At 57.0% G+C, this 25,138-nt stretch carries 27 protein-coding genes; 19 read left to right on the top strand and 8 right to left on the bottom strand.

Going from position 1 to position 25,138, the window contains the following annotated elements; all coding sequences use genetic code 11:
• Window positions 1-18 precede the first annotated feature (18 nt).
• Window positions 19-822 (bottom strand): DeoR family transcriptional regulator, encoded by an 804-nt coding sequence (locus APT89_RS08570; protein WP_048999518.1) that lies wholly within the window; start codon window positions 820-822, stop codon window positions 19-21.
• Window positions 823-1,061: 239 nt separating this feature from the next.
• Between APT89_RS08570 and kbaZ the strand changes: the two genes are divergently transcribed.
• From kbaZ to APT89_RS08515, 11 genes are all read left to right on the top strand, one after another.
• Window positions 1,062-2,369, top strand: a complete 1,308-nt coding sequence (kbaZ, locus tag APT89_RS08565) for a tagatose-bisphosphate aldolase subunit KbaZ (RefSeq protein ID WP_060572052.1) — start codon at window positions 1,062-1,064, stop codon at window positions 2,367-2,369.
• A 19-nt stretch (window positions 2,370-2,388) separates the two neighbouring features.
• Entirely contained in the window at window positions 2,389-2,862 is a 474-nt protein-coding gene (gene agaV / locus APT89_RS08560) for a PTS N-acetylgalactosamine transporter subunit IIB (RefSeq protein WP_060572051.1), read from the top strand.
• Between the two features lie 10 nt (window positions 2,863-2,872).
• Window positions 2,873-3,652: a PTS N-acetylgalactosamine transporter subunit IIC gene (gene agaW, locus APT89_RS08555; RefSeq protein WP_028014525.1), complete on the top strand. Its 780-nt coding sequence runs from the start codon at window positions 2,873-2,875 to the stop codon at window positions 3,650-3,652.
• Window positions 3,642-4,520, top strand: a complete 879-nt coding sequence (gene agaE, locus APT89_RS08550) for a PTS N-acetylgalactosamine transporter subunit IID (RefSeq protein ID WP_047367066.1) — start codon at window positions 3,642-3,644, stop codon at window positions 4,518-4,520. Before agaW ends, agaE begins: the two co-directional genes overlap by 11 nt.
• A 16-nt stretch (window positions 4,521-4,536) precedes the next feature.
• Entirely contained in the window at window positions 4,537-4,971 is a 435-nt protein-coding gene (gene agaF, locus APT89_RS08545) for a PTS galactosamine/N-acetylgalactosamine transporter subunit IIA (RefSeq protein WP_060572050.1), read from the top strand.
• A complete protein-coding gene (gene nagA / locus APT89_RS08540) occupies window positions 4,968-6,101 on the top strand; it encodes an N-acetylglucosamine-6-phosphate deacetylase (RefSeq protein ID WP_041907921.1) in 1,134 nt (377 codons plus the stop codon). Before agaF ends, nagA begins: the two co-directional genes overlap by 4 nt.
• 246 nt (window positions 6,102-6,347) lie before the next feature.
• Window positions 6,348-7,496, top strand: a complete 1,149-nt coding sequence (locus APT89_RS08535) for an SIS domain-containing protein (RefSeq protein ID WP_041907919.1) — start codon at window positions 6,348-6,350, stop codon at window positions 7,494-7,496.
• Between the two features lie 12 nt (window positions 7,497-7,508).
• Window positions 7,509-8,381, top strand: coding sequence for a tagatose-bisphosphate aldolase subunit KbaY (gene kbaY / locus APT89_RS08530; RefSeq protein WP_045630715.1), 873 nt, complete (start codon window positions 7,509-7,511; stop codon window positions 8,379-8,381).
• A gap of 116 nt (window positions 8,382-8,497) precedes the next feature.
• Window positions 8,498-10,069: a maltose/glucose-specific PTS transporter subunit IIBC gene (gene malX, locus APT89_RS08525; RefSeq protein WP_060572049.1), complete on the top strand. Its 1,572-nt coding sequence runs from the start codon at window positions 8,498-8,500 to the stop codon at window positions 10,067-10,069.
• A 12-nt stretch (window positions 10,070-10,081) separates the two neighbouring features.
• Window positions 10,082-11,254: a MalY/PatB family protein gene (locus tag APT89_RS08520; RefSeq protein ID WP_060572048.1), complete on the top strand. Its 1,173-nt coding sequence runs from the start codon at window positions 10,082-10,084 to the stop codon at window positions 11,252-11,254.
• A 15-nt stretch (window positions 11,255-11,269) separates the two neighbouring features.
• The gene (locus APT89_RS08515) at window positions 11,270-13,159 is read left to right on the top strand and encodes a hypothetical protein (RefSeq protein ID WP_060572047.1); all 1,890 of its coding nucleotides are present in this window, start codon (window positions 11,270-11,272) and stop codon (window positions 13,157-13,159) included.
• A gap of 19 nt (window positions 13,160-13,178) precedes the next feature.
• On the opposite strand, the gene APT89_RS08510 is transcribed toward APT89_RS08515, so the two are convergent.
• The gene (locus tag APT89_RS08510; RefSeq protein WP_060572046.1) at window positions 13,179-14,171 is read right to left on the bottom strand and encodes a Fic family protein; all 993 of its coding nucleotides are present in this window, start codon (window positions 14,169-14,171) and stop codon (window positions 13,179-13,181) included.
• A gap of 5 nt (window positions 14,172-14,176) precedes the next feature.
• Window positions 14,177-15,040, bottom strand: coding sequence for a 16S rRNA (cytidine(1402)-2'-O)-methyltransferase (gene rsmI, locus APT89_RS08505; RefSeq protein WP_060572045.1), 864 nt, complete (start codon window positions 15,038-15,040; stop codon window positions 14,177-14,179).
• 62 nt (window positions 15,041-15,102) lie between these two features.
• On the opposite strand from rsmI, the gene APT89_RS08500 reads away from it, so the two are divergent.
• Genes APT89_RS08500 through dolP form a run of 4 tightly spaced genes read left to right on the top strand, consistent with a single transcriptional unit; the run spans window position 15,103 to window position 18,800 of the window.
• Complete coding sequence (locus APT89_RS08500; RefSeq protein WP_060572044.1) at window positions 15,103-17,250, top strand: penicillin-binding protein activator; 2,148 nt, start codon at window positions 15,103-15,105, stop codon at window positions 17,248-17,250.
• Window positions 17,208-17,603, top strand: coding sequence for a YraN family protein (locus APT89_RS24030; protein ID WP_028014533.1), 396 nt, complete (start codon window positions 17,208-17,210; stop codon window positions 17,601-17,603). The genes APT89_RS08500 and APT89_RS24030 overlap by 43 nt, the downstream gene beginning before the upstream one ends.
• A gap of 21 nt (window positions 17,604-17,624) precedes the next feature.
• On the top strand, window positions 17,625-18,215 hold the full coding sequence (gene diaA, locus APT89_RS24025) for a DnaA initiator-associating protein DiaA (protein ID WP_003861754.1): 591 nt from the start codon (window positions 17,625-17,627) through the stop codon (window positions 18,213-18,215).
• Window positions 18,216-18,224: 9 nt separating this feature from the next.
• On the top strand, window positions 18,225-18,800 hold the full coding sequence (gene dolP, locus APT89_RS08485; protein ID WP_028014534.1) for a division/outer membrane stress-associated lipid-binding lipoprotein: 576 nt from the start codon (window positions 18,225-18,227) through the stop codon (window positions 18,798-18,800).
• Window positions 18,801-18,849: 49 nt separating this feature from the next.
• Here dolP and APT89_RS08480 read toward each other — a convergent pair whose 3' ends face one another.
• Window positions 18,850-19,887 (bottom strand): permease, encoded by a 1,038-nt coding sequence (locus tag APT89_RS08480; protein ID WP_060572043.1) that lies wholly within the window; start codon window positions 19,885-19,887, stop codon window positions 18,850-18,852.
• A 40-nt stretch (window positions 19,888-19,927) separates the two neighbouring features.
• The gene (locus tag APT89_RS08475; RefSeq protein WP_041907904.1) at window positions 19,928-20,572 is read right to left on the bottom strand and encodes an NAD(P)H-binding protein; all 645 of its coding nucleotides are present in this window, start codon (window positions 20,570-20,572) and stop codon (window positions 19,928-19,930) included.
• 128 nt (window positions 20,573-20,700) lie between these two features.
• On the opposite strand from APT89_RS08475, the gene APT89_RS08470 reads away from it, so the two are divergent.
• Complete coding sequence (locus APT89_RS08470) at window positions 20,701-21,219, top strand: type 1 glutamine amidotransferase domain-containing protein (protein ID WP_028014537.1); 519 nt, start codon at window positions 20,701-20,703, stop codon at window positions 21,217-21,219.
• Here APT89_RS08470 and APT89_RS08465 read toward each other — a convergent pair.
• Window positions 21,199-21,633 carry a YhbP family protein gene (locus tag APT89_RS08465; protein ID WP_047364709.1) on the bottom strand — a complete coding sequence of 145 codons (435 nt, stop codon included), beginning with the start codon at window positions 21,631-21,633 and terminating at the stop codon, window positions 21,199-21,201. The two genes, APT89_RS08470 and APT89_RS08465, sit on opposite strands and share 21 nt — an antisense overlap.
• Window positions 21,634-21,647: 14 nt before the next feature.
• On the opposite strand from APT89_RS08465, the gene APT89_RS08460 reads away from it, so the two are divergent.
• Window positions 21,648-21,977, top strand: a complete 330-nt coding sequence (locus APT89_RS08460; protein WP_060572042.1) for a GIY-YIG nuclease family protein — start codon at window positions 21,648-21,650, stop codon at window positions 21,975-21,977.
• Here APT89_RS08460 and APT89_RS08455 read toward each other — a convergent pair.
• Window positions 21,964-22,467 (bottom strand): GNAT family N-acetyltransferase, encoded by a 504-nt coding sequence (locus tag APT89_RS08455; protein ID WP_041907900.1) that lies wholly within the window; start codon window positions 22,465-22,467, stop codon window positions 21,964-21,966. The two genes, APT89_RS08460 and APT89_RS08455, sit on opposite strands and share 14 nt — an antisense overlap.
• The gene (gene ubiT / locus APT89_RS08450; RefSeq protein ID WP_041907898.1) at window positions 22,461-22,985 is read right to left on the bottom strand and encodes a ubiquinone anaerobic biosynthesis accessory factor UbiT; all 525 of its coding nucleotides are present in this window, start codon (window positions 22,983-22,985) and stop codon (window positions 22,461-22,463) included. Before ubiT ends, APT89_RS08455 begins: the two co-directional genes overlap by 7 nt.
• Window positions 22,986-23,196: 211 nt before the next feature.
• Between ubiT and ubiU the strand changes: the two genes are divergently transcribed.
• Both ubiU and APT89_RS08440 read left to right on the top strand, forming a co-directional pair.
• The gene (gene ubiU / locus APT89_RS08445) at window positions 23,197-24,192 is read left to right on the top strand and encodes a ubiquinone anaerobic biosynthesis protein UbiU (RefSeq protein ID WP_060572041.1); all 996 of its coding nucleotides are present in this window, start codon (window positions 23,197-23,199) and stop codon (window positions 24,190-24,192) included.
• Between the two features lie 7 nt (window positions 24,193-24,199).
• Entirely contained in the window at window positions 24,200-25,078 is an 879-nt protein-coding gene (locus tag APT89_RS08440; RefSeq protein ID WP_028014542.1) for a U32 family peptidase, read from the top strand.
• The last annotated feature ends 60 nt before the right edge of the window (window positions 25,079-25,138 follow it).

The following is a 25,138-nucleotide window of genomic DNA, read 5'->3' as shown; positions in this document are numbered from 1 at the left end:
GGGAGAGGGAAAAAAATCTTAAACCAGCACCACTTCAATCCCGCTTTTCCGTAATCCTTCCAGACTCTCCGCCGGAATGCCTTCATCGACGATAATCATATCAATCCGTTGTGTATCAATGATTTTATGCAGGCTTGAGCGGTTAAATTTGCTGGAGTCTGTGACCACAATAATGCGCTCTGCCACCTCGCACATTTTGCGGTTCAGACGGGCTTCGTCCTCGTTGTGCGTGCTCACGCCGCGATCGAGATCGATGGCGTCAACGCCCAGGAACAGCAGGTCGAAATGGTAATTCTGTAGCGACTGTTCTGCCTGGTCACCGTAGAAAGATTGCGACTGACGGCGCAGATGCCCGCCGGTCATCAGCAATTCCACCCCTTCCGCTTCCAGCAACGCATTCGCCACGTTCATCCCGTTGGTCATCGCAATCACGTCCGTGTGCTGGCGCAGCATGCGGGCGATTTCAAACGTTGTGGTGCCGGAATCCAGAATAATTCGGTGCCCGGGTTTGACCAGCGCGGCTGCGGCCTGCGCGATGCTGCGCTTCACCGCCGTATTCAGCGAGCTTTTATCCTCAACGGAAGGCTCGATGCCAGGCGCATTCCCTTCGCAGATCAGCGCCCCGCCGTAGGCACGAACGGCGATGCCCTGCTTTTCCAGGAAGGCCAGATCGTTACGGATCGTCACCGTCGATACGCCGTACAGATGTGAAAGATCGTTAACCTGCACGCTTCCCTGCGCCCGCAACCGCTGAATGATCTGCTCCCGCCTTTCACTGGTGCCGGTGATGCGCTTCTCTGCGGATGAATCGCTGCTGCTCATACGAGATCCTTAATCAATAAACTTTCATTTCATTTCGTTTTGTCTATTAACGCCTTTCTTTTTAGCGAATGCAAGCGCTGTCTGGAGGACATACGCAAGCCTGTGAACAGCTGAAACCTTTCATTATGTTTCTTTTGTGAAACAGATCGGAAAACCATTATCTTTCGTTTTATTTTTACACCGCCATAATGCAGGATTAAATGAAACAAAACGAAAGATAAAAATCATTACCATCCGAAATGGAGAGGAAAGTGAAACATCTGACAGAAATGGTGGAACAACATAAACGGGGGAATGCAAACGGGATTTACGCCGTCTGTTCCGCACATCCACTGGTACTTGAAGCTGCCATTCGTTACGCCCATTCACGCCAAACGCCACTGCTGATTGAAGCCACCTCAAACCAGGTGGATCAGTTTGGCGGCTATACCGGCATGACGCCCGCCGACTTTCACGGGTTTGTCTGCCAGTTGGCGGACTCGCTTGGTTTCCCGACGTCGCAGCTGATCCTCGGCGGCGATCATTTAGGGCCCAACCGCTGGCAAAACCTGCCGGCTTTGCAGGCGATGGCGAACGCCGACGATCTGATCAGGCACTACGTGGCAGCCGGATTTAAAAAAATTCACCTCGATTGCAGCATGTCCTGTGAAGACGATCCGGTTCCTTTAACCGATGCGATCGTTGCCGGGCGCGCCGCACGTCTGGCAAAAATTGCCGAAACAACCTGTCTTGAGCAATTTGGTGTAGCCGATCTGGTCTACGTTATCGGCACGGAAGTTCCGGTTCCCGGCGGCGCGCATGAAACGCTGACCGAGCTTGAGGTCACGACGCCAGAGGCGGCGCGCGCCACGCTTGAGGCACACCGCCACGCATTCGAGAAGGAAGGGTTAAGCGACATCTGGCCGCGCATTATTGGCCTGGTGGTTCAGCCCGGCGTTGAGTTCGATCATGCGCACGTTTGTGACTATCAGCCACATAAAGCCGTCGCGCTGAGCAAGATGGTTGAAGCCTATAACACGCTGGTATTTGAAGCACACTCTACCGATTACCAGACGCAACAGGCACTGCGCCAGCTGGTGAACGATCACTTCGCTATTTTAAAAGTCGGCCCTGCCCTGACCTTTGCCCTGCGTGAAGCGCTGTTCTCACTGGCCGCCATTGAAGAAGAACTGCTGCCGGCGAAAGCCAGCTCGGGCCTACGTCACGTTCTGGAAAACGTGATGCTCGATCGCCCGGAATACTGGCAAAGCCACTATCACGGTGACGGCAACGCCCGACGCCTGGCCCGCGGCTACAGCTACTCCGACCGCGTGCGCTATTACTGGCCGGACAGCCAGATTGACGATGCTTTTGAACGACTGGTGCGCAATCTGGCAGACGAACCCATTCCGCTGCCGCTTATCAGCCAGTATTTGCCGTTGCAGTACAGCAAAGTTCGCGAGGGCGCTCTCAAGTCAACGCCGCGGGAACTCATCATTGACCACATTCAGGACATACTCCAGCAGTACCATGCCGCCTGCGAAGGCGTAACGACTCCACACGCATAATTAAAAAGAGGAAAACGCTATGCCAAACATTGTCTTATGCCGCATTGATGAACGCCTGATCCACGGACAGGTGGGCGTGCAGTGGGTGGGGTTTGCGGGGGCAAACCTGGTGCTGGTGGCAAATGACGAGGTTGCAGACGATCCGGTTCAACAAAACCTGATGGAAATGGTGCTCGCGGAAGGGATCGCCGTGCGTTTCTGGTCGCTGCAAAAAGTGATCGACAATATTCACCGCGCCGCTGACCGTCAGAAAATTCTGCTGGTCTGCAAATCACCCGCCGATTTTCTGGAGCTGGTTGAAGGCGGCGTGCCCATCACCCGTATCAATGTCGGAAACATGCACTACGCCAGTGGCAAACAGCAAATTGCCAAAACGGTCTCTGTCGACGCGAACGATATCGCTGCGTTCAACGGCCTGAAAGCGGCCGGGGTGGAATGCTTTGTTCAGGGCGTCCCAACAGAGACCGCTTTGGATCTCTTTAAACTGCTTTGAGGGATTCACAATGGAAATCAGTCTGTTGCAGGCTTTCGCGCTGGGGCTTCTTGCCTTTATCGCGGGCCTGGATATGTTTAACGGCTTAACACACATGCACCGCCCGGTGGTGCTTGGTCCTCTGGTCGGCCTGATACTGGGCGATCTGCATACCGGGATCCTGACCGGCGGTACCTTAGAGCTGGTCTGGATGGGTCTGGCGCCGCTGGCGGGCGCGCAGCCGCCAAACGTGATTATCGGCACCATCGTCGGCACCACGTTTGCCATCACCACGGGCGTGAAGCCGGATGTCGCCGTTGGGGTCGCGGTGCCGTTTGCCGTGGCGGTGCAGATGGGTATCACCTTCCTCTTCTCCGTGATGTCCGGCGTAATGTCCCGCTGCGATCGCATGGCGGCCAACGCGGACACCGACGGCATAGAGCGAGTCAACTATCTGGCGCTGCTGGCGCTCGGCATTTTTTATTTTCTGTGCGCGTTTCTGCCCATCTACTTTGGCGCTGAACACGCGAAAACCGCCATTGCTATCCTGCCGGAGCGTCTGATTGACGGTCTCGGCGTCGCGGGCGGCATCATGCCAGCGATCGGCTTCGCCGTGCTGCTGAAAATCATGATGAAAAACGTTTACATCCCTTATTTCATTATCGGTTTTGTCGCCGCAGCCTGGCTGAAGCTTCCGGTACTGGCGATTGCCGCAGCGGCGCTGGCGATGGCGCTGATCGACCTGCTGCGTAAATCGCCTGAACCGACGGCGCCCGCGGCCCAGAAAGAGGAATTTGAAGATGGCATCTAATCAAACCACCCTGCCGGGCGCGTCTGTCAGTGAAGAGACGCTGCTGAGCGGCGTGAATGAAAACGTCTATGAAGACCAGACCATTGGCGCGGAGCTGACCAAAAAAGACATTAACCGCGTGGCCTGGCGCTCCATGCTGCTGCAGGCCTCGTTTAACTATGAACGTATGCAGGCCTCCGGCTGGCTGTACGGGCTGCTGCCCGCGCTGAAAAAGATCCACACCAATAAGCGGGACCTGGCGCGGGCGATGAAAGGTCATATGGGCTTCTTTAACACCCACCCGTTTCTGGTGACCTTCGTTATCGGCATTATTCTGGCAATGGAGCGTTCCAAGCAGGATGTAAACAGCATTCAGAGCACCAAAATTGCGGTCGGAGCCCCGCTCGGAGGCATTGGTGACGCCATGTTCTGGCTGACCCTGTTACCCATCTGCGGCGGTATTGGTGCCAGCCTGGCGCTGCAAGGCTCCATTCTTGGCGCGGTAGTTTTTATCGTGCTGTTCAACGTGGTACATCTCGGCTTGCGCTTTGGCCTGGCGCACTACGCATACCGAATGGGCGTTGCCGCCATTCCGCTGATCAAAGCCAACACCAAAAAGGTGGGCCATGCGGCCTCTATTGTCGGGATGACGGTGATCGGCGCGCTGGTGGCAACCTATGTACGCCTCAATACCACCCTTGAAATTAAGGCGGGTGATGCCGTCGTCAAACTGCAAACCGACGTGATCGACAAGCTGATGCCCGCGTTCCTGCCGCTGGTCTACACCCTGACCATGTTCTGGCTGGTACGCCGCGGCTGGAGCCCGCTGCGGCTGATCGGTATCACCGTGGTGCTGGGCGTTGTCGGTAAATTCTGTCACTTCCTGTAAAAGCAAAGAGGTTGCGATGTTAGGCATTATTTTGACGGGTCACGGCGGTTTTGCCAGCGGGCTTGAGCAGGCGATGAAGCAGATCCTCGGCGAGCAGCCGCAGCTTATCGCCATCGATTTTCCGGAAACCTCTACCACCGCGCGGCTGACCGCTCAGCTTGAGCAGGCGGTGAGCGAACTCGATGCAGAGCACGATGTTGTGTTTCTTACCGACCTGCTCGGCGGCACGCCGTTTCGCGTGGCGTCAACGCTCGCGATGCAAAGACCGGGCAGCGAAGTCATCACCGGCACTAACCTGCAGCTATTGCTGGAGATGGTGCTGGAGCGCGACGGATTAAGCAGCGAAGCGTTTCGTCTGCAGGCGCTGGAGTGCGGACACCGCGGCCTGACGAGCCTGGCGGACGAGCTGGGGCGCTGTCGCGAGGAAGCTCCGGCTGAGGAAGGGATATGAGCCAGCTGCTGCGCGCGCATCGTCTACTCACCGAACAGGGATGGCTGGATGACCACCAGCTACGCATTGAAAGCGGCGCGGTTGCGGCGATTGAACCCATCCCGGCGGGCGTTACGGCGCGCGATGCGGAGCTGCTTTGCCCGGCCTATATCGATACGCACGTCCACGGCGGCGCGGGTGTGGACGTCATGGATGATGCGCCCGACGCGCTGGATACCCTGGCGATGCATAAAGCGCGTGAAGGCGTGGGCGCATTTCTGCCCACCACCGTCACCGCGCCGCTGGAGATTATCCACGCCGCGCTGATGCGTATTGCCCGGCACAGTCACTCCGGAGGCCCCGGCGCGCAGATCCTGGGCAGTTATCTGGAAGGACCGTACTTTACGCCGCAGAACAAAGGAGCGCATCCGCCGGAGCTGTTCCGGGAGCTGGATATCGCCGAGCTGGATGCACTGATCGCGGTTTCTGATAACACGCTACGGGTAGTGGCGCTCGCGCCAGAAAAGCCCGGCGCGCTGCAGGCGATTCGCCATCTTAAACGGCGCGGTATACGCGTGATGCTGGGCCACAGCGCTGCCACGTACCAGCAAACTCTCGCCGCGTTTGACGCGGGTGCCGACGGGCTGGTGCACTGTTACAACGGCATGACGGGGCTGCACCACAGAGAGCCCGGCATGGTCGGCGCAGGGCTTACGGACCAACGGGCGTGGCTGGAGCTGATTGCCGACGGCCACCACGTCCATCCGGGGGCGATGCGCTTATGCTGCTGCTGCGCGCAGGATCGCGTGGTGCTGATTACCGATGCCATGCAGGCGGCAGGTATGCCGGACGGACGGTACACGCTCTGTGGTGAAGAGGTCTCGATGCAAAACGGCGTGGTTCGAACCCGCTCCGGCGGGCTGGCGGGTAGCACGCTGTCGCTGGATGCCGCGGTCAGGAATATGGTGGAGTATGCGGGCGTAACCGCCGAAGACGCTATCCATATGGCCTCGCTGCACCCTGCCCGCCTGCTGGGCGTTGATGGTCAGCTTGGATCCTTAGCCCCGGGTAAACGTGCCAATATCATTGCGCTGGACGGGGGTTTACATCTCCGGCAGATCTGGATTCAGGGCCAGGCTCTCCCCCTTTAGCCCTTTCATTGTGTCTCGTGTTGGCTTTACGGCAGCAAACCGTAAGGCCTTTCTTTTCCTTTCCTTAAATTTTCCCTTTCCTTTCACGATCACACTTTTCGTTTTATTTCTTTTCTTCCATTGAAGTTTCGATTTCTTTTCTATAGATTTTATTTAACTGCTTAAGTGAACAAGTGAAACGAAACGAAAGATAGCGACACGATTGCCAGCGTCTGATGTGGAATTCACACGACTAAGGACTGAGTTATGCCACAAACCACTACCGCCGCGACAACCGGCACCTGGACCGAGGAAGAGATCCGCCAGCAGCCTGCCAGCTGGATCCGCTCGCTCAACAACATCGATAGCCTGCGCGCTTCGATCGACAGTTTCCTGACGCCGCTGCTGCGCAAGCACGATCTGCGGATCGTCCTGACCGGCGCGGGCACGTCCGCGTTTATCGGCGATATCATTGCGCCATGGCTTGCGAGCCACACCGGGAAAAACTTTGCCGCCGTTCCAACGACCGATCTGGTTACTAATCCGATGGATTACTTCAGTCCGGCACATCCGCTGCTGCTGATATCGTTTGCCCGCTCCGGCAACAGCCCGGAAAGCGTCGCGGCCGTTGAGCTGGCAAACCAGTTCGTGCCGGAGTGCTACCACCTGTCGATTACCTGCAACGAGGCGGGGAGCCTGTACCAGAACGCCGTCGACAGCGATAACGCCTTTGCCCTGCTGATGCCTGCCGAAACGCACGATCGCGGGTTTGCGATGACCAGCAGCATCACCACCATGATGGCAAGCTGTCTGGCCGTGTTCGCCCCGGAAACGATCAATAGCCACACCTTCCGCGACATCGCCGATCGCTGTCAGGCGATCCTCACTACACTCGGCGATTTCAGCCACGGCGTCTTTGGCAATGAAGCATGGAAACGCGTTGTCTATCTGGGAAGCGGCGGCCTGCAGGGCGCGGCGCGCGAATCGGCGCTGAAGGTGCTGGAGCTGACGGCGGGCAAGCTGGCGGCATTTTACGACTCCCCGACGGGGTTCCGTCACGGGCCTAAGTCTCTGGTCGATAACGAAACGCTGGTGGTGGTGTTTATTTCCAGCCATCCATATACGCGTCAGTACGATCTGGATCTGCTTGCTGAGCTGCGCCGCGATCGCCAGGCCCTGCGCGTCGTCGCCATCGCCGCTGAAAACGATCCGGTCATTGAAGCGGGTCCGCACATTCTGCTGCCGCCTTCACGTCCGTTTATCGATATGGAACAGGCGTTCTGCTTCCTGATGTATGCCCAAGTCTTTGCACTCACCCAGTCGATCAGCGTAGGCAATACGCCCGATACGCCATCCGCCAGCGGGACGGTTAACCGCGTGGTGCAGGGCGTTGTTATTCACCCGTGGCAGGCTTAAGAGGATCTGATTATGAGTATTATCTCGACCAAATATCTTCTGCAGGACGCGCAGGCAAAAGGCTACGCCGTTCCGGCGTTCAACATCCACAACGCGGAGACGATCCAGGCGATCCTTGAAGTGTGCAGCGAAATGCGATCGCCGGTGATCCTCGCGGGCACGCCGGGCACCTTTAAACACATTGCGCTGGAAGAGATCTACGCCCTGTGCAGCGCGTATTCCCTCACTTATGACATGCCGCTGGCGTTGCATCTCGACCACCACGAATCACTGGACGATATTCGCCGCAAGGTCAACGCGGGCGTGCGGAGCGCGATGATCGACGGCAGCCATTATCCGTTTGAACAAAACGTGAAGCTGGTGAAGTCGGTGGTCGATTTCTGCCACCTCAACGACTGCAGCGTCGAAGCCGAGCTGGGCCGCCTGGGCGGTGTGGAAGATGACATGAGCGTGGACGCCGAAAGCGCGTTCCTCACCGATCCGCAGGAGGCGAAACGCTTCGTCGAACTAACCGGCGTCGATAGCCTTGCTGTCGCCATCGGCACCGCGCACGGCCTGTATACCAAACGCCCGAAAATCGACTTCCAGCGGCTGGCGGAAATCCGCGAAGTGGTCACCGTGCCGCTGGTGCTGCACGGCGCGAGCGATGTGCCGGATGAGGATGTGCGTCGCACCATCGAGCTGGGCGTGTGCAAAGTCAACGTGGCCACTGAACTGAAAATTGCCTTCTCTGACGCGGTTAAAGCCTGGTTTGCTGAAAACCCGCAGGGTAACGATCCGCGCTTCTACATGCGGGTCGGCATGGACGCCATGAAAGAGGTGGTCAGAAGCAAGATCGCCGTTTGCGGCTCGGCAAACCGGCTCCTGCTTCCGGCCGAAGCCTGATCCCATCGCGCATTACGTCAATACCTAAAAAATAACTATAAGCCTCGCAAATATGAAGGCGCGTCCTTAAGCCGGACAGCGCCTTCCATTATCCTAAAAATCCGAGGAGTCCCTACATGACACAGGAAAAGTCGTTTAAATCGAAAGCGTGGGAATTTTTCCAAAGCCTGGGAAAGACGTTTATGTTCCCGGTCTCTCTGCTGGCCTTCATGGGGTTGCTGCTGGGTATCGGTAGCTCCGTCACCAGCCCTTCCACTATTAAAAGTTTTCCCTTTCTGGGCGGTGAGTTAACGCAGCTGACCTTTGGCTTTATCGCCATGGTGGGCGGCTTCGCCTTTACCTATCTGCCGCTGATGTTTGCCATGGCGATCCCGATGGGCCTCGCTAAACGGAACAAGGCCGTGGGCGCCTTTGCCGGGTTTGTTGGCTATATGCTGATGAACATGAGCATCAACTACTACCTGACTGCCACCCACCAGCTTGCCGACGCCGCCACCATGAGACAGGTAGGTCAATCTATCGTGCTGGGGATCCAGACCCTGGAGATGGGTGTGCTGGGCGGCATTGTAGTTGGGGTGATTACCTATTTCCTGCACGAGCGTTTTCAGGACACGGTGCTGCATGACGCCTTTGCCTTCTTTAGCGGCATTCGTTTCGTGCCCATCATTACCGCGCTCACGCTGTCGCTGGTCGGACTGTTTATCCCGCTGCTGTGGGAATACGTGGCGCTGGGGATTGCCGGAATTGGCCATATCATTCAGAGCACCAGCGTTTTCGGACCGTTCCTGTACGGTGTAGGGGTGCTGCTGCTTAAACCCTTTGGTCTGCACCATATCCTGCTGGCCATGGTGCGCTTCACGCCAGCAGGCGGCATTGAAATGGTCAACGGTCACGAAGTGGCCGGCGCGCTGAATATCTTCTACGCCGAGCTGAAAGCCGGACTGCCGTTTAGCCCGCACGTGACCGCGTTTCTGTCACAAGGCTTTATGCCGACCTTTATCTTTGGCTTACCTGCCGTGGCGTACGCCATCTACCGCACCGCGCGCCCGGAAAACCGCCCGGTGATTAAGGGGCTACTGCTTTCCGGCGTGCTGGTTTCCGTCGTCACCGGTATTTCAGAGCCGATTGAGTTCCTGTTCCTGTTTATCGCCCCCGCGCTTTACGTCTTCCATATCGTGATGTCGGGCCTGGCGCTGATGGTGATGGCCCTGCTGGGGGTAACCATCGGCAACACCGACGGCGGGATTTTGGATCTGCTGATCTTCGGCGTCATGCAGGGGATGTCGACCAAATGGTACCTGCTGTTCCCGGTGGGCATTGCCTGGTTTGCTATCTACTTCTTCGTCTTTCGCTGGTACATCCTCAAACACGATATCAAGACGCCGGGACGTGAAGTGGACGCGCAGGGTGCGCAGCAGGCCGTCGAAGCCAACACCCGCGCGCGCGGAAAATCGAAATACGATCATGGGATTATCCTGCGCGCACTCGGTGGCAAAGAGAACATCGAGTCGCTCGATAACTGCATCACCCGCTTGCGTCTGGTGGTGAAAGAGATGGGCCTTATCGATCAGCTGGCGCTGAAAGCGGCTGGCGCCCTGTCAGTGGTAGTGCTGGATGCCCACAGCGTTCAGGTGATCATCGGCCCGCAGGTGCAGAGCGTCAAAACCGGCATTGAAGCCTTAATCTAACAGGGGGTTGTTGTGTTTGATTTCGACAAAATCATCGAGCGTAAAAGCGATAAGTGCCGCAAATGGGACCATGCGTTTGTCCGCTCGCGCTTTGGTGATGTCCCGGAGGGGTTTATCCCGCTGTGGATCGCAGATATGGATTTCACCTCGCCACCGGCCGTGATTGAAGGCTTCCAGCGCATCGTGGAGCACGGCACCTTTGGCTATACCTGGTGCTTCGACGAATTTTACGACGCGGTGATGGCCTTCCAGCGCACGCGTCATCAGGTTGAGGTGGAGAAGTCGTGGATCACCCTGACCTACGGCACCGTCTCCACGCTGCATTACACGGTCCAGGCGTTTTGTACGCCTGGCGATAGCGTGATGATGAACACACCGGTCTACGACCCGTTTGCGATGGCGGCACAGCGCCAGGGCGTGCGGGTGCTTGCTAACCCGCTGTGCGTGAAGGAAAACCGCTATCAGCTGGATTTTAATCTGATAGAAGATCAGCTCAAAACCCACCGTCCAAAACTGTGGTTCTTCTGCTCGCCGCATAACCCTTCGGGCAGGATCTGGCGCGCGGATGAGATACGCCAGGTGTCCGAGCTCTGTAAACGCTACGGCACGATTCTGGTAGTCGATGAGGTTCACGCCGAGCACATTCTGGACGGCACATTCGTCAGCTGTCTGACCTCTGGCTGTGCCGCGCTGGACAACCTGATCGTGCTGACGTCGCCAAATAAAGCCTTCAATCTGGGCGGGCTAAAAACGTCTTATTCGATGATCCCGGACGATTCGCTGCGCCAGCGCTTCCGCCAGCAGCTTGAGAAGAACTCGATTACCTCACCCAATATGTTCGGCGTTTGGGGAATTATCCTGGCCTACCAGCACGGCCTGCCGTGGCTCGACGCGCTGAACGAGTATCTGCATGGCAACGCCCGCTACCTTGCGGACGCTATTCAGACCCATTTTCCGGCGTGGAAGATGATGAACCCCGAATCGTCGTATCTGGCCTGGATAGACGTAAGCGCCGACGAGCGCAGCGCCACAGAGTTGACCCAACATTTCGCCCAACAGGCCGGTGTCGTGATTGAAGACGGCAGCCACTACGTGCAAAACGGCGAAAACTACCTGCGGATTAACTTCGGCACCCAGCGCTACTGGCTGGAGCAATCCATCAACCGAATGCTGAAGCATTACTGATTAGGATCTTAACTGATGAAAAAAGTGCTCACTCTCTCGCTGCTGGCTCTCTCTGTTTCTCATGGCGCTCTGGCCGCGAACTACGCGCTCAATAACGACAATATTGCCCTCTCGTTTGATGACGCAAACGCAACGGTCGTGGTTAAGGACAGCAAGGCTAACCATCCGCTCACGCCGCAGGAGCTGTTCTTTCTGACGCTGCCGGATGAGACAAAAATCCACACCGCGGATTTCACCATCAAGCACGTCGAAAAGCAGGACAACGCCATTGTCATCGACTTTACCCATCCGGACTTTAACGTAACGGTGAAGCTGAACCTGGTGAAGGGGAAATACGCCAGTATCGACTACACCGTTGCCGCCGTGGGCCAGCCGCGAGACGTGGCGAAAATTACCTTCTTCCCGACCAAAAAGCAGTCTCAGGCACCCTATGTTGACGGGGCGATCAACAGCTCGCCGATCGTTGCGGACTCATTCTTTATTATGCCGGACAAACCCATCGTTAACACTTACGCCTATGAAGCGACCACCAACCTCAACGTCGAGCTGAAAACGCCGATCCAGCCAGAGTCGCCGGTCAGCTTTACCACCTGGTTCGGCACCTTCCCGGAAATCAGCCAGCTACGACGCAGCGTGAACCAGTTTATTGATGCCGTACGTCCGCGACCGTACAAGCCTTATCTGCACTACAACAGCTGGATGGATATCGGCTTTTTCAATCCGTACACCGAACAGGATGTACTGGGGCGGATGGACGAGTGGAATAAGGAGTTTATTACCGGACGCGGCGTGGCGCTGGACGCCTTCCTGCTGGACGACGGCTGGGATGACCTAACCGGGCGCTGGCTGTTTGGCCCGGCATTCAGCAACGGTTTTGGCAAGGTACGGGAAAAAGCCGACAGCCTGCACAGCTCGGTCGGACTGTGGCTCTCGCCGTGGGGAGGCTACAACAAGCCGCGCGACGTTCGCGTCTCGCATGCAAAAGAGTATGGGTTCGAAACCGTCGACGGGAAGCTGGCGCTGTCAGGACCGAACTACTTTAAGAACTTCAATGAGCAGATCGTTAAGCTTATCAAAAACGAACACATTACCTCATTCAAGCTGGACGGGATGGGTAACGCAAATTCGCATATCAAGGGCAGCCCGTATGCCTCCGATTTTGACGCCTCTATCGCCCTGCTGCACAACATGCGCAGCGCCAACCCGAATCTGTTTATCAACCTGACGACAGGTACCAACGCCAGCCCGTCCTGGCTGTTCTACGCCGATTCTATCTGGCGCCAGGGCGATGACATCAACCTGTACGGCCCCGGCACGCCGGTTCAGCAGTGGATGACCTACCGCGATGCGGAAACGTACCGCTCCATTGTGCGCAAAGGCCCGCTGTTCCCGCTGAACTCGCTGATGTACCACGGGATCGTCAGCGCAGAAAATGCCTATTACGGGCTGGAAAAAGTACAAACGGACAGCGATTTTGCCGATCAGGTCTGGAGCTACTTCGCGACCGGCACGCAGCTGCAGGAGCTGTATATCACCCCGTCAATGCTGAACAAGGCGAAGTGGGATACCCTGGCGCAGGCGGCGAAGTGGTCGCGGGATAACGCCAGCGTGCTGGTGGATACGCACTGGATTGGTGGTGATCCAACAGCACTGCAGATTTACGGCTGGGCATCCTGGAGCAGGGACAAAGCGATTCTCGGCTTGCGTAACCCGTCGGATAAGCCGCAAAGCTACTTCCTGGATTTGGCGAAAGATTTCGAAATCCCGACAGGAAACGCGGCGCAATTTCGTCTGAGAGCGGTGTACGGCAGTAATTCAACCGTACCGGAGGAGTACAAAAACGCGGTGGTGATTACGCTGCAGCCGCTGGAAACGCTGGTGTTTGAGGCGATGCCTGGTAAATAAAACCTTTTCATCTGGCAGGTTAAGTCATGACCTGCCAGCTTCCCCCTTTCCTTGCCCCCAGGCGTTTTAATTTACCTTTTGTTTGCAAAGAATGGAGATAACGTTCCGCAGTGCGGGAAGCCACGCCCAGTGCAGAGGCCAACATTACCGCAGTCATTTGCGGCTGAACGGTAAGAAGCTCAAGGATGGACTTTTCCTTTTCCGACAGTTCTTCCGACATTTTTTCCGACATTTTTTCCGACATGATGGACGACATACCTATGCCTTCCCGCAAAGCTTCGGTCATATTTTGCAGCATAAATTCCACGAATGCCGTGCAATCACTGGCCCGATCGCATTGCCCTAAAATCTGGTAATAGCGCGCTTGCTGGAAGTGAATGAGCGTCTCAACGGGCAGCCATGCAAGTTCGGCGCGCCACTGGCTTAAGATCAACGTTTGCCACAGCCGCCCCATGCGGCCATTTCCATCCGAAAAGGGATGAATAAACTCAAACTCGTAATGAAATACCGAGCTGACAATCAGCGGGTGAAGATCGGTTTGCTTAAGCCAGGCAAGAAGATCGTCGATAAGACGGTTCATCTGTGAGGCTGGCGGAGCCATGTGGACTAACTGGTTTCCACGGTACACCCCTACGTCCCCATTTCTGAGCGTTCCGGGATGATCGACCAGACCCTTCATCAATAATCGGTGTGCACTGAGTAAGTCGTTGAGCTTCCAGGGCTTCCATTCGGGCAATTTCTCATATGCCAGGATAGCGTTGCGTACTTCCTGAATATCTTTTTCAGGAGCAAGTACGCGTTTGCCATCCATGATTGCCGTCACCTGCCCTGTCGTCAGCGAGTTGTGTTCAATGGCTAGCGAGGCCTGAATGGTTCGAATACGGTTCTCTTTACGGAGTAGCGGAGAAGTTCGACCTGAATGTGCCGCCCAATGTCCTAATAGCTCACCAATCTCAACCACCTGATTGAGGATAAAGGGTGTGATGGTGAAAGGAGGCTGATAGCGGCTCATCTGGCTTACTCCCCCTGCTGCTCCAGCGCATACTTATACAGCGCATTTTTCTTCACGCCGTGAATCTCTGCTGCTAATGCCGCCGCTTTCTTCAGCGGCAGTTCGGCCTGCAGCAAGGCCAGCGTGCGCAGCGCATCAGCAGGCAGGGCATCCTCTTCCGCCTTATGCCCTTCGACAATCAGCACCATTTCGCCTTTGCGGCGGTTTTCGTCTTCCTTCACCCACGCCAGCAGTTCACCGACTGGCGCGCCGTGAATGGTTTCCCAGGTTTTGGTCAGCTCACGCGCCAGCACCACGTAGCGGGATTCGCCCCAGACGGTGACCATATCTTCCAGGCTTTCCAGCAGGCGGTGAGTGGATTCGTAGAAGATCAGGGTACGCGGCTCGGCTTCCAGTTCCTTTAATACATCGCGACGGCCTTTGGATTTGGCAGGGAGGAAGCCTTCATAGCAGAAACGGTCAGACGGCAAACCTGCGGCGCTCAATGCAGCAATCGCGGCGCACGGCCCCGGCAGTGGCACAACGCGAATCCCGGCTTCGCGACAGGTGCGCACCAGATGGTAGCCAGGATCGTTAATCAGCGGCGTCCCGGCGTCAGAGACCAGCGCGATGTTCTGCCCCTCTTTGAGCTTCTCCACCAGCGTTTCGGCTTTTTGTTGCTCATTGTGATCGTGCAGGGCAAACAATCGGGCGTTAATCGCGAAATGTTGCAGCAGTAAACCGGTGTGTCGGGTGTCTTCAGCGGCAATTAAATCAACAGCTTGCAATACGGTCAGCGCACGTTGGGTAATATCAGACAAATTCCCGATAGGAGTAGGTACAATATAAAGCTGGCCTTGAGAATTATCTGCCGTTTCGTGTTGTTTCATTGTTTCGTCCGTATTGCCGATTTAATATTGAGCATTGCGTAAAAAAAATCACTGGATACAGTATGGTACCGTTAACGTTTCTTCGAAAAAAAGCCACGCGCAGCGTGCCGCTGCTGCTCGCAGCCCTGATTTTTGCAGGCTGTGGCACCCAGGCACCTGACCAGAGCACCGCCCATCTTCAGGGCTCCGCTCAGGCTGATTCTGGCTTTTATCTGCAACAAATGTCGCAGAGTACAAATGATACCAGGATCAACTGGCAATTACTCGCCATTCGTGCACTGCTGAAAGAGGGCAAAACCCAGCAGGCTGCCGAGCTGTTCGGCCAACTGCCGAAAGAGCTTAACGATACTCAGCAACTTGAGCAGAGCCTGCTCTCTGCTGAGCTGAAGGTCGCGCAGAAAGATTTTGATGGCGCGAAAAAGATCCTGGGGGGCATCGACCTGAGCGCGCTGGATAAAAACCAGCAGGCGCGCTTCTGGCAGGCGGGCATTACCGCTGAGCAGGGGCGCCCTTCCCTGACGCTCCTGCGTGCCTTGATTGCCCAGGAGCCGCTGCTCGCCGGTGCCGACAAGCAGAAAAATATTGATGCCACCTGGCAGGCGCTTGCCTCGATGACCCAGGATCAGGCAAAGGCGCTGGTCATTAACGCGGACGAAAACGTGCTTCAGGGCTGGCTTGATCTGCAGCAGATGTGGTTTAACAACCGCAGCGATCCAAAAATGCTGAAAGCCGGTATTACCGACTGGCAGACCCGTTACCCGCAGAACCCGGGCGCAAAAATGCTGCCAACCCAACTGGTGAATGTGCAGAACTTTAAGCCTGCGTCGACAAGCAAAATTGCGCTGCTTCTGCCGCTGAATGGCCAGGCGGCAGTGTTTGGCCGTACGATTCAACAGGGCTTTGAAGCGGCGAAAAACGGCACCACGCCGGTAACGGGCAGTGCGGTTCCGGTGCAGGCAGCGCAGGCGGCCAACGTGAACGACGTTGTCAGCCCCTCAGCCGCCGAGACCAGTGACCTGACCACCGCACAAACCCCGGCGCAGGGTACAATGCAAAATCCGGTTACCGCACCGACTACCCCTCCAGCGACGGCAGCACCAGCAGCACAGGCTCCGGCTGAGGCACAAGCGACGCCTGCACCAGAGGCAACGGCAGAACAGCCTCAACAGCAGCCGGCACAACCAGCATCACAACCTGCCGATCAGCCGCAGGCCGTGGCGACCGCCAGCGCGAACCCTGGCGCTGAGCTGAAAATCTACGACACCAGTTCGAAGCCGCTTGACCAGGTGCTGGCGCAGGTTCAGCAGGACGGGGCAAGCATCGTTGTCGGCCCGCTGCTGAAAAACAACGTGGAAGAGCTGATGAAGAGCAATACCACGCTGAACGTACTGGCGCTCAACCAGCCGGAACAGGTTCAGAACCGGGCCAATATTTGCTACTTCGCACTCTCTCCGGAAGATGAAGCCCGCGATGCGGCACGTCATATCCACGAGCAGGGTAAACAGGCCCCGCTGCTGCTGATCCCGCGCAGTACGCTGGGCGATCGCGTGGCTAATGCTTTTGCCGACGAGTGGCAGAAGCTGGGCGGCGGCATCGTGCTGCAGCAGAAATTCGGTTCCGTCCTTGAACTGCGTGCGGGCGTTAACGGTGGAGCGGGTATCGCGCTTAACGGCAGTCCGGTTTCCGCCAGCCTGCCGCAGCAGCAGAGCGTGACCATTGGCGGCCTGACCATCCCTGCCCCGCCAACCGACGCGCAGATAAGCGGTGGTGGTAAAGTGGATGCGGCCTATATCGTTGCCACGCCGCAGGAGATCGCCTTTATCAAGCCGATGATCGCGATGCGTAACGGCAGCCAGAGCGGCGCAACGCTCTACGCCAGCTCCCGCAGCGCACAGGGCACCGCAGGCCCGGATTTCCGTCTGGAAATGGACGGCCTGCAGTACAGCGAAATCCCGATGCTGGCGGGCAGCAACCCGGCGCTGATGCAGCAGGCGCTAAGCTCCGTACGTAACGACTACTCTCTGGCGCGTCTGTATGCGATGGGTGTTGATGCGTGGGCGCTGGCAAACCACTTTACCCAGATGCGTCAGGTACCGGGCTTTGAGCTTAACGGCAACACCGGCGATCTGACCGCCACTCAGGACTGTGTGATTAACAGGAAGTTATCATGGCTCAAATACCAGCAGGGGCAAATCGTCCCGGCCAGTTAAGCCGTAAAGAGACCGGCGATGCGTGGGAGTTAAAAGCGCGTCGCTGGCTCGAAGGCAAAGGACTGCGCTTTATCGCCGCCAACGTCCGCGGGCGCGGCGGCGAAATTGATCTGATCATGAAAGACGGTCAGGTGATTGTGTTTGTAGAAGTCCGCTTTCGACAGTCTTCCCGTTTTGGCGGTGCTGCCGCCAGCGTGACGCTCGCCAAACAACATAAATTATTACAGACTGCCCACTTGTGGCTTGCCCGCCATAATGGGAGCTTTGATACTGTGGATTGCCGTTTCGATGTGATAGCCTTCACCGGAAATGAGATCGAATGGCTTAAAAACGCTTTTGGCGAAGACGCATAATTAAGATTTAAAAGGGATAACGTGCTCGAAAGAATTAAAGTGTGCTTCACAGAAAGCATCCAGACTCAGATTGCCGCGGCGGAAGCCCTTCCGGACGCGATCTCTCGCGCTGCAATGACGCTGGTGCAATCCCTGCTTAACGGCAACAAAATCCTCTGTTGTGGCAACGGAACCTCAGCCGCCAACGCACAGCATTTTGCTGCCAGCATGATTAACCGTTTTGAAACCGAACGCCCGAGTTTACCTGCCATTGCACTTAATACCGATAATGTGGTCTTAACAGCGATTGCTAACGATCGTCTGCATGACGAAATTTACGCAAAGCAGGTGCGCGCCCTGGGGCATGCCGGCGATGTGCTGCTGGCGATCTCCACGCGCGGCAACAGCCGGGACATCGTCAAAGCCGTTGAAGCCGCCGTTACCCGCGACATGACCATCGTCGCCTTAACCGGCTATGACGGCGGTGAGCTGGCGGGTCTGCTCGGGCCGCAGGATGTGGAAATCCGCATTCCGTCTCACCGTAGCGCACGTATCCAGGAGATGCATATGCTCACGGTGAACTGCTTATGCGATTTGATCGATAACACGCTTTTCCCTCACCAGGATGATTAAGGAGTTTTTATGAAGGCTTTATCGACCCTCGCAGTCCTTATGTCTGCATTACTGCTTCAGGGATGTATCGCTGCGGCCGTTGTGGGTACTGCCGCAGTAGGCACCAAAGCGGCGACCGATCCGCGCTCAGTGGGAACGCAGGTGGATGACGGTACGCTGGAGCTGCGGGTCAACAGTGCGCTGTCGAAAGACGAACAAATCAAGAAAGAAGCGCGTATCAACGTGACGGCTTATCAGGGCAAAGTCCTGCTGACGGGTCAGGCACCGAATACCGAACTCTCCAGCCGCGCGAAGCAGATCGCAATGGGCGTTGAGGGCACCACGGAAGTCTTCAATGAAATCCGCCAGGGTCAGCCAATCAGCCTGGGCACCGCGTCGTCTGACACCTGGATCACCACCAAAGTCCGCTCCCAGCTGCTGGGTTCAGACCAGGTGAAATCCTCAAACGTGAAGGTAACGACCGAAAACGGTGAAGTGTTCCTGCTGGGTCTGGTGACCGATCGTGAAGGGAAAGCGGCGGCCGATATCGCCAGCCGGGTGAGCGGCGTGAAGCACGTCACCACCGCGTTTACCTACATTAAGTAATCCACGTCTGACTAAAGGCCCGGTAGGCGCGAGCGCCACCGGGCTTTTTTTACATCAACGCAATACTCCCCACCATCACTCCGCTCAACGCCACCAGCCCCGCCGTCAGCCACAGCGCTTTCGCCGGGAAAGACTTACGCAGCATGATGAGCGACGGCAGGCTGATTGCCGGCAAGGTGATAAGCAGCGCCAGCGCCGGTGCGATACCCATACCGGCCAGCATCATGGTCTGGACAATCGGAATTTCTGCCGCCGTGGGGATCACAAACAGGCAGCCTGCAACGGCCATCGCAATCACCCACATCAGCGTGTTATCGATCGCGCCATCCGCATGCGGGAATAGCCAGACGCGCGCCGCGCCCAGAACCAATACCGCCAGGATATAGACCGGAATGGTGCTCCAGAAAAGCTGCCACAACGCCTTACCCCAGCGAGTGAAGAAACCGCCCTGCGGTTCGCTGACGTCCAGTTCAACGGCTGCGGGTTCGACGGCAGTATCCTTCACCAGTTTTTGTACCAGCGTCGCCACCACCAGCACCGTCAGCAGCCCGGCAACCAGACGGATAGCGGCAAAATGCCAGCCGAGCACAAAGCCCATAAACACCAGCGTCGCCGGGTTGAGCAGCGGGTTCCCCATCCAGAATGCCAGCGCACCGCCCATGGATACGCGCTGGCGGCGCATACCCGCCGCTACCGGTGCGGCACAGCAGGAGCACATCATGCCCGGCAGAGAGAAAATCGTCCCCAGCAGCGTGCCCTGAAAGCGCGGCTGCCCGAGTGTTTTCACCAGCCAGTTTCGTGGAATAAGTACCTGAATCAGCGATCCCAGGATTACCCCTAAGAGGGCAGCTTTCCACACCGCCAGGAAGTAGACCATGGCGTAATCCCATGCCGCCTTCAGCGGGCTGGCATCAGCCTGAGCGAGTATAGATTTACCGATGCTGTGCGTTTCGGCGGCGGTGAAAGCTTTGCCGTAGTACGGCTGCCATTTCACATACCAGAGGCCAATGATGACCACGAGAAAGAAGAGTGCGGGCTTCCACCATTGGACAGGTGTTGCCGCCTGAGATGAAGACTGACCAGTCATACCATTCCCCGGAGAGTGTTATTTAATAAGCCGGAGAAGTTTACGCCTCGCCCTGCGCGATTTCACGCAGTTTTGCCGAAGGGATGATATTGACGCCCTCCTGCGACGGTGCCAGCGCCTCTTTCAGCATCGCCTGCGCGACGTCCCGTGCCTCGATGGACTTCCAGTTACCCGGCAGGATGCGAAACAGCGGGGCGAAGAAGGATTCGTTAAAACGCCGTTCGTCGCGGTGGCCCATCAGCATGGAAGGCCGCACGATAGTCAGGCGCTCCCACTTCTGCGCAATCAGCGCCTCTTCCATTTTGCCCTTCACCTGATTGTAAAAAAACGGTGAGCCGGTGCTGGCGCCGTGCGAGCTCACCACCAGGAAATGTTTTGCCCCCAGCTTTTTCGCCGTCAGGGCGGTATCCACCACCAGCGTGTAGTCCGCATGGATGAACGCTTCTTTACTGCCCGCCTCACGCCGCGTCGTGCCCAGGCAGCAAAAGGCGATATCTATAGGATCCTGCACCTGCGCCAGCGCGTCGGTGAGCTGGGGATCGTGCGGGTTATAGACGCCAGTGATATCCAACAGCGGGCGGCGCGTCGGGGCGGCAATATAGTTGATATGCCGGTCCTGGATCAGCAACCGCAGCAGATGTCCCCCCACCAGCCCGGTTGCGCCGGTAATCAGTACCTGACTCATCTTATCCCCTTTACAGAATTGTCCGTTTGCGATCTGGACCTGCTCTACCACACTTAAAAGTCTGTTACCGGTAAGTATTTACCACAAACGGGAAAAAAACAGTCTGAAGCGAAAACAACGGAGGAAGCATGGGTAAAAAAATCGCAGTCTTGATTACCGACGAGTTTGAAGATTCAGAATTTACGTCGCCAGCTGAGGCATTCCGCAAGGCAGGCCACGAGGTCATCACCATTGAGAAAGAAGCGGGTAAAACCGTGAAGGGCCACAAGGGCGAAGCCAGCGTGACCATCGATGAGTCCATCGATAACGTCAGCCCGTCAGATTTCGACGCCCTGCTGTTACCGGGCGGCCATTCACCGGATTCCCTGCGCGGGGACGAGCGTTTCGTCACCTTTACCCGTGACTTCGTCGGCACCGGCAAGCCGGTCTTTGCCATCTGCCACGGCCCGCAGCTGCTGATCAGCGCTGAAGTGGTCCGCGGGCGTAAGCTTACGGCGGTGAAACCGATCGTTATCGATCTGAAAAACGCAGGGGCCGAGTTTTACGATCAGGAGGTGGTCAACGATAACGACCAGCTGATCACCAGCCGGACCCCGGACGATCTCCCGGCGTTTAACCGCGAAGCGCTACGCCTGCTCGGCGCGTAGCCAGTGAAGCTTTTTGCCAAAGCCCAGGGTGTTGTCGGTAAATTTCAGCTCATCAACGCGGATTTCCCACACCGGGGCTTTTAGCGCAGCAGCAACCGGGAAGCGGCGCGTGTAGCGTTTACGCTGTGCGTCGCTTTCTTCACCTTCCAGACGACGAATCTCACCTTTGAACTGCACGCCGCGGATCAGCGCGACGGTTTTGGGCTGGCCGTTGACCGTGCCCGCCACTTTTGCCTGCTGGCCGGTCATCTGGGCATGCCGCGTTTTGTCCTCACTCATGACGTAAAAAGCGACGCGTTCAGGATCGTAGTAGTAAAAGGCGTTGGCGCACCACATTTCGCCCTCGCTATATACGCACCAGGTCACGACGTGCTGCTTTGCCAGCCAGCGGTTAATGGCGGCCAGTGTTTCCATTTTCGTTCTCTCTCATGCTATGGTGCGTTCACCTTAACATACTGAATCTGTTTACCGTGTGCTGGTTTCTCTATCTTGTCCGAACCGCTGATAACGCACTCTACACCGGGATCACCACCGATGTGGCGCGGCGTTTTTTACAACATCAAACGGGGAAAGGGGCAAAAGCGCTGCGGGGGAAAGGCGAACTGCAACTGGTTTTTTCTGCCGCCGTGGGGGACAGATCGCTGGCACTCAGGCTGGAGTACCGTATTAAGCAACTAACGAAGCGCCAGAAGGAGCGCCTCGTGACCGGAGACGGCTCCTTTGAGGCGCTACGCGAGAGCCTGATTAAAAGCGATTAAAATGGTCGTGGTAGTCCACCAGACCATTTACGCCGTTCAGGGCATCATCCGCCAGGCGATGCACCTGGAAGGCGGATTCGGTACCCGGCCAGCGGCAGCGAAGATCGTAATGCGCGGCCTGCTCGAAGCCTAAACGGCCATAGAACGCCGGATCGCCCAGCGTGACCACGGCGGCATAACCAAACTCATTCAGCGAGTCCAGCCCTTCATAGACCAGCTGGCGCGCCAGGCCCTGCCCGCGGTAGTTTTCATCTACCGCCAGCGGTGCCATGCCCACCCACTGAAGATCTTCACCCTGAACGATCACCGGGCTGAAGGCAACATAGCCGACAACCTGACCTTCGTCATCGGTGGCAACCAGCCCCAGCGTGATCAGGCCGTCTTCACGGAGATCGTGGACCAGTTGGGCTTCCGCATCGCTCTCAAAAGAGCGGCGTAATAACGCATCGATACCCGGTGCATCAATCCCTATTTCGACTCGAATCAGCATGGCTCACCTACTGAAGTGTGTTTACTGTCCGGCGGGGATTTCAGCCCCGCCTCAACAAAATCTGCCATTTGCATCAACATCACGCGCAGCGCTTTCGGCATCTGCTCCAGCTCAATGGCATCCATTAAATTCTTAACGTACAGGCCAAGCTCCGTGTCGCCCTCAATCACCAGACGGCGCTGGAAGAAGAGCGTATCCGGATCCTGCTTGCGCGCGGCGATCATCAGCAGATCGCTGGCGTTGGCGCTAAAGCTCACGTCCGCCTCGGCGATTTCACGGACGATCAGCTGGTCATTCTCAACGGAGGTAAACCAGCGCAGCCCGATGTCACGCACCTCAATGCTCAACCAGCGGCCTTCCAGGAATTCCAGCTCGCCATCCTGCAGCGCCTGGCGGAACTGCCAGCTCAGGACCTGCTCCAGCACCTGACGTTTAAGCGCGAACGGCGCCAGCCTGACCGGCACGCTCAGCATTGATGGACCGAATTGTACGAGACGTGAACGCAGTTTATCCAGCACGAGCTTTACTCCCTGATAGCTATAGTCCCGCTATTTTGCCACATCCGTTCCAGAACATAGCGGCGTAAATCAACAAACCATCGTCGGACGTACCCCATTATTGGTGCCATCAATACGCCATTAGCTGCCTTAAATCAAAAATTGTCGCGTATGGGTTAATTAAAATCCCAGCTCGTTAACAATTTTGCTATCGACTACATCAGGATAATTTATGGAGCTGCTCTGCCCTGCCGGAAACCTTCCGGCGCTTAAGGCGGCCATCGAGAATGGGGCCGATGCGGTCTATATCGGGCTGAAGGATGACACCAACGCCCGCCATTTTGCTGGCCTTAACTTTACGGAGAAAAAGCTTCAGGAAGCCGTTAACTTCGTTCATCAGCACCGCCGCAAGCTGCATATTGCCATCAACACGTTTGCCCATCCTGACGGTTACGCCCGCTGGCAGCGCGCGGTGGATATGGCAGCACAGCTGGGCGCCGATGCGTTAATCCTGGCCGACCTCGCCATGCTTGAGTATGCAGCAGAACGCTATCCGCATATTGAGCGCCACGTCTCTGTTCAGGCATCTGCCACCAACGAAGAGGCGGTGCGTTTTTACCATCAACACTTTGACGTCGCCCGCGTGGTGCTGCCGCGCGTGCTCTCTATTCATCAGGTTAAGCAACTCGCGCGCGTCACGCCAGTGCCGCTGGAGGTTTTTGCCTTTGGTAGTCTGTGCATCATGGCCGAAGGCCGTTGCTATCTTTCTTCTTACTTAACCGGTGAATCGCCGAATACCGTCGGGGCCTGCTCCCCTGCCCGCTTCGTCCGCTGGCAGCAGACCCCACAGGGGCTGGAGTCGCGTCTGAATGAAGTTCTGATCGACCGCTATCAGGACGGTGAAAACGCGGGTTATCCGACACTGTGCAAAGGCCGCTACCTGGTCGACGGCGAGCGCTACCACGCGCTGGAAGAGCCCACCAGCCTTAACACGCTGGAGCTGCTGCCGGAACTACTGGCCGCCAATATTGCCTCGGTGAAAATTGAAGGTCGCCAGCGCAGTCCGGCCTATGTGAGCCAGGTGGCGAAAGTGTGGCGTCAGGCCATCGACCGCTGCATGGCGGACCCGCAGAACTACACCCCACAGGCGGCGTGGATGGAGACGCTCGGATCGATGTCCGAAGGCACGCAAACCACGCTGGGCGCGTATCACCGTAAATGGCAGTGAGATAACCATGAAATATTCATTAGGGCCGGTGCTCTACTACTGGCCAAAAGAGACGCTGGAAGATTTTTATCAACAGGCCGCCACCAGCAGCGCCGATGTGATTTACCTCGGTGAGGCAGTGTGCAGCAAACGCCGCGCCACCAAAGTGGGCGACTGGCTGGAGATGGCGAAAAGCCTGGCCGGGAGCGGCAAGCAGGTGGTGCTGTCAACGCTCGCGCTGGTGCAGGCTTCGTCCGAACTGGGCGAGCTGAAGCGCTACGTCGAAAACGGTGAGTTTCTGCTGGAGGCGAGCGACCTGGGGGTAGTGAACATGTGCGCCGAACGCAGGCTGCCGTTTGTCGCAGGCCATGCGCTGAACTGCTATAACGCCGTCACCCTGCGCCTGCTGCTCAAACAGGGAATGACCCGCTGGTGCATGCCGGTAGAGCTCTCCCGTGACTGGCTGGCAAACCTGCTGAATCAGTGCGACGAACTGGGCATTCGCCATCAGTTCGAAGTGGAAGTGCTGAGCTACGGTCATCTGCCGCTGGCCTACTCTGCCCGCTGCTTCACCGCGCGATCGGAAGACCGCCCGAAAGATGAATGTGAAACCTGCTGCATCAAGTACCCGAACGGGCGCAGCATGCTGTCGCAGGAGAACCAGCAGGTATTCGTCCTGAACGGCATTCAGACCATGAGCGGTTACGTCTATAACCTCGGCAACGAACTGGCGTCGATGGACGGACTGGTGGACATGGTGCGCCTGTCGCCGCTGGATACCAGCGTTTTCGCGATGCTGGACGCCTTCCGCGCCAACGAAAACGGCGCGTCGCCGCTGCCGCTGACGGCAAACAGCGACTGCAACGGTTACTGGAAACGTCTGGCCGGGCTGGAACTTCAGGCCTAAAAAAGGCTCACTTTGTTAACAACGGTTATCATTTTTTAATGCAGTATTAAAGATTGACCG

This window comes from Enterobacter sp. 50588862 (assembly GCF_001462935.1).
GTDB lineage: Bacteria > Pseudomonadota > Gammaproteobacteria > Enterobacterales > Enterobacteriaceae > Enterobacter > Enterobacter bugandensis.
This window is presented reverse-complemented; position numbering and strand designations above follow the sequence as displayed.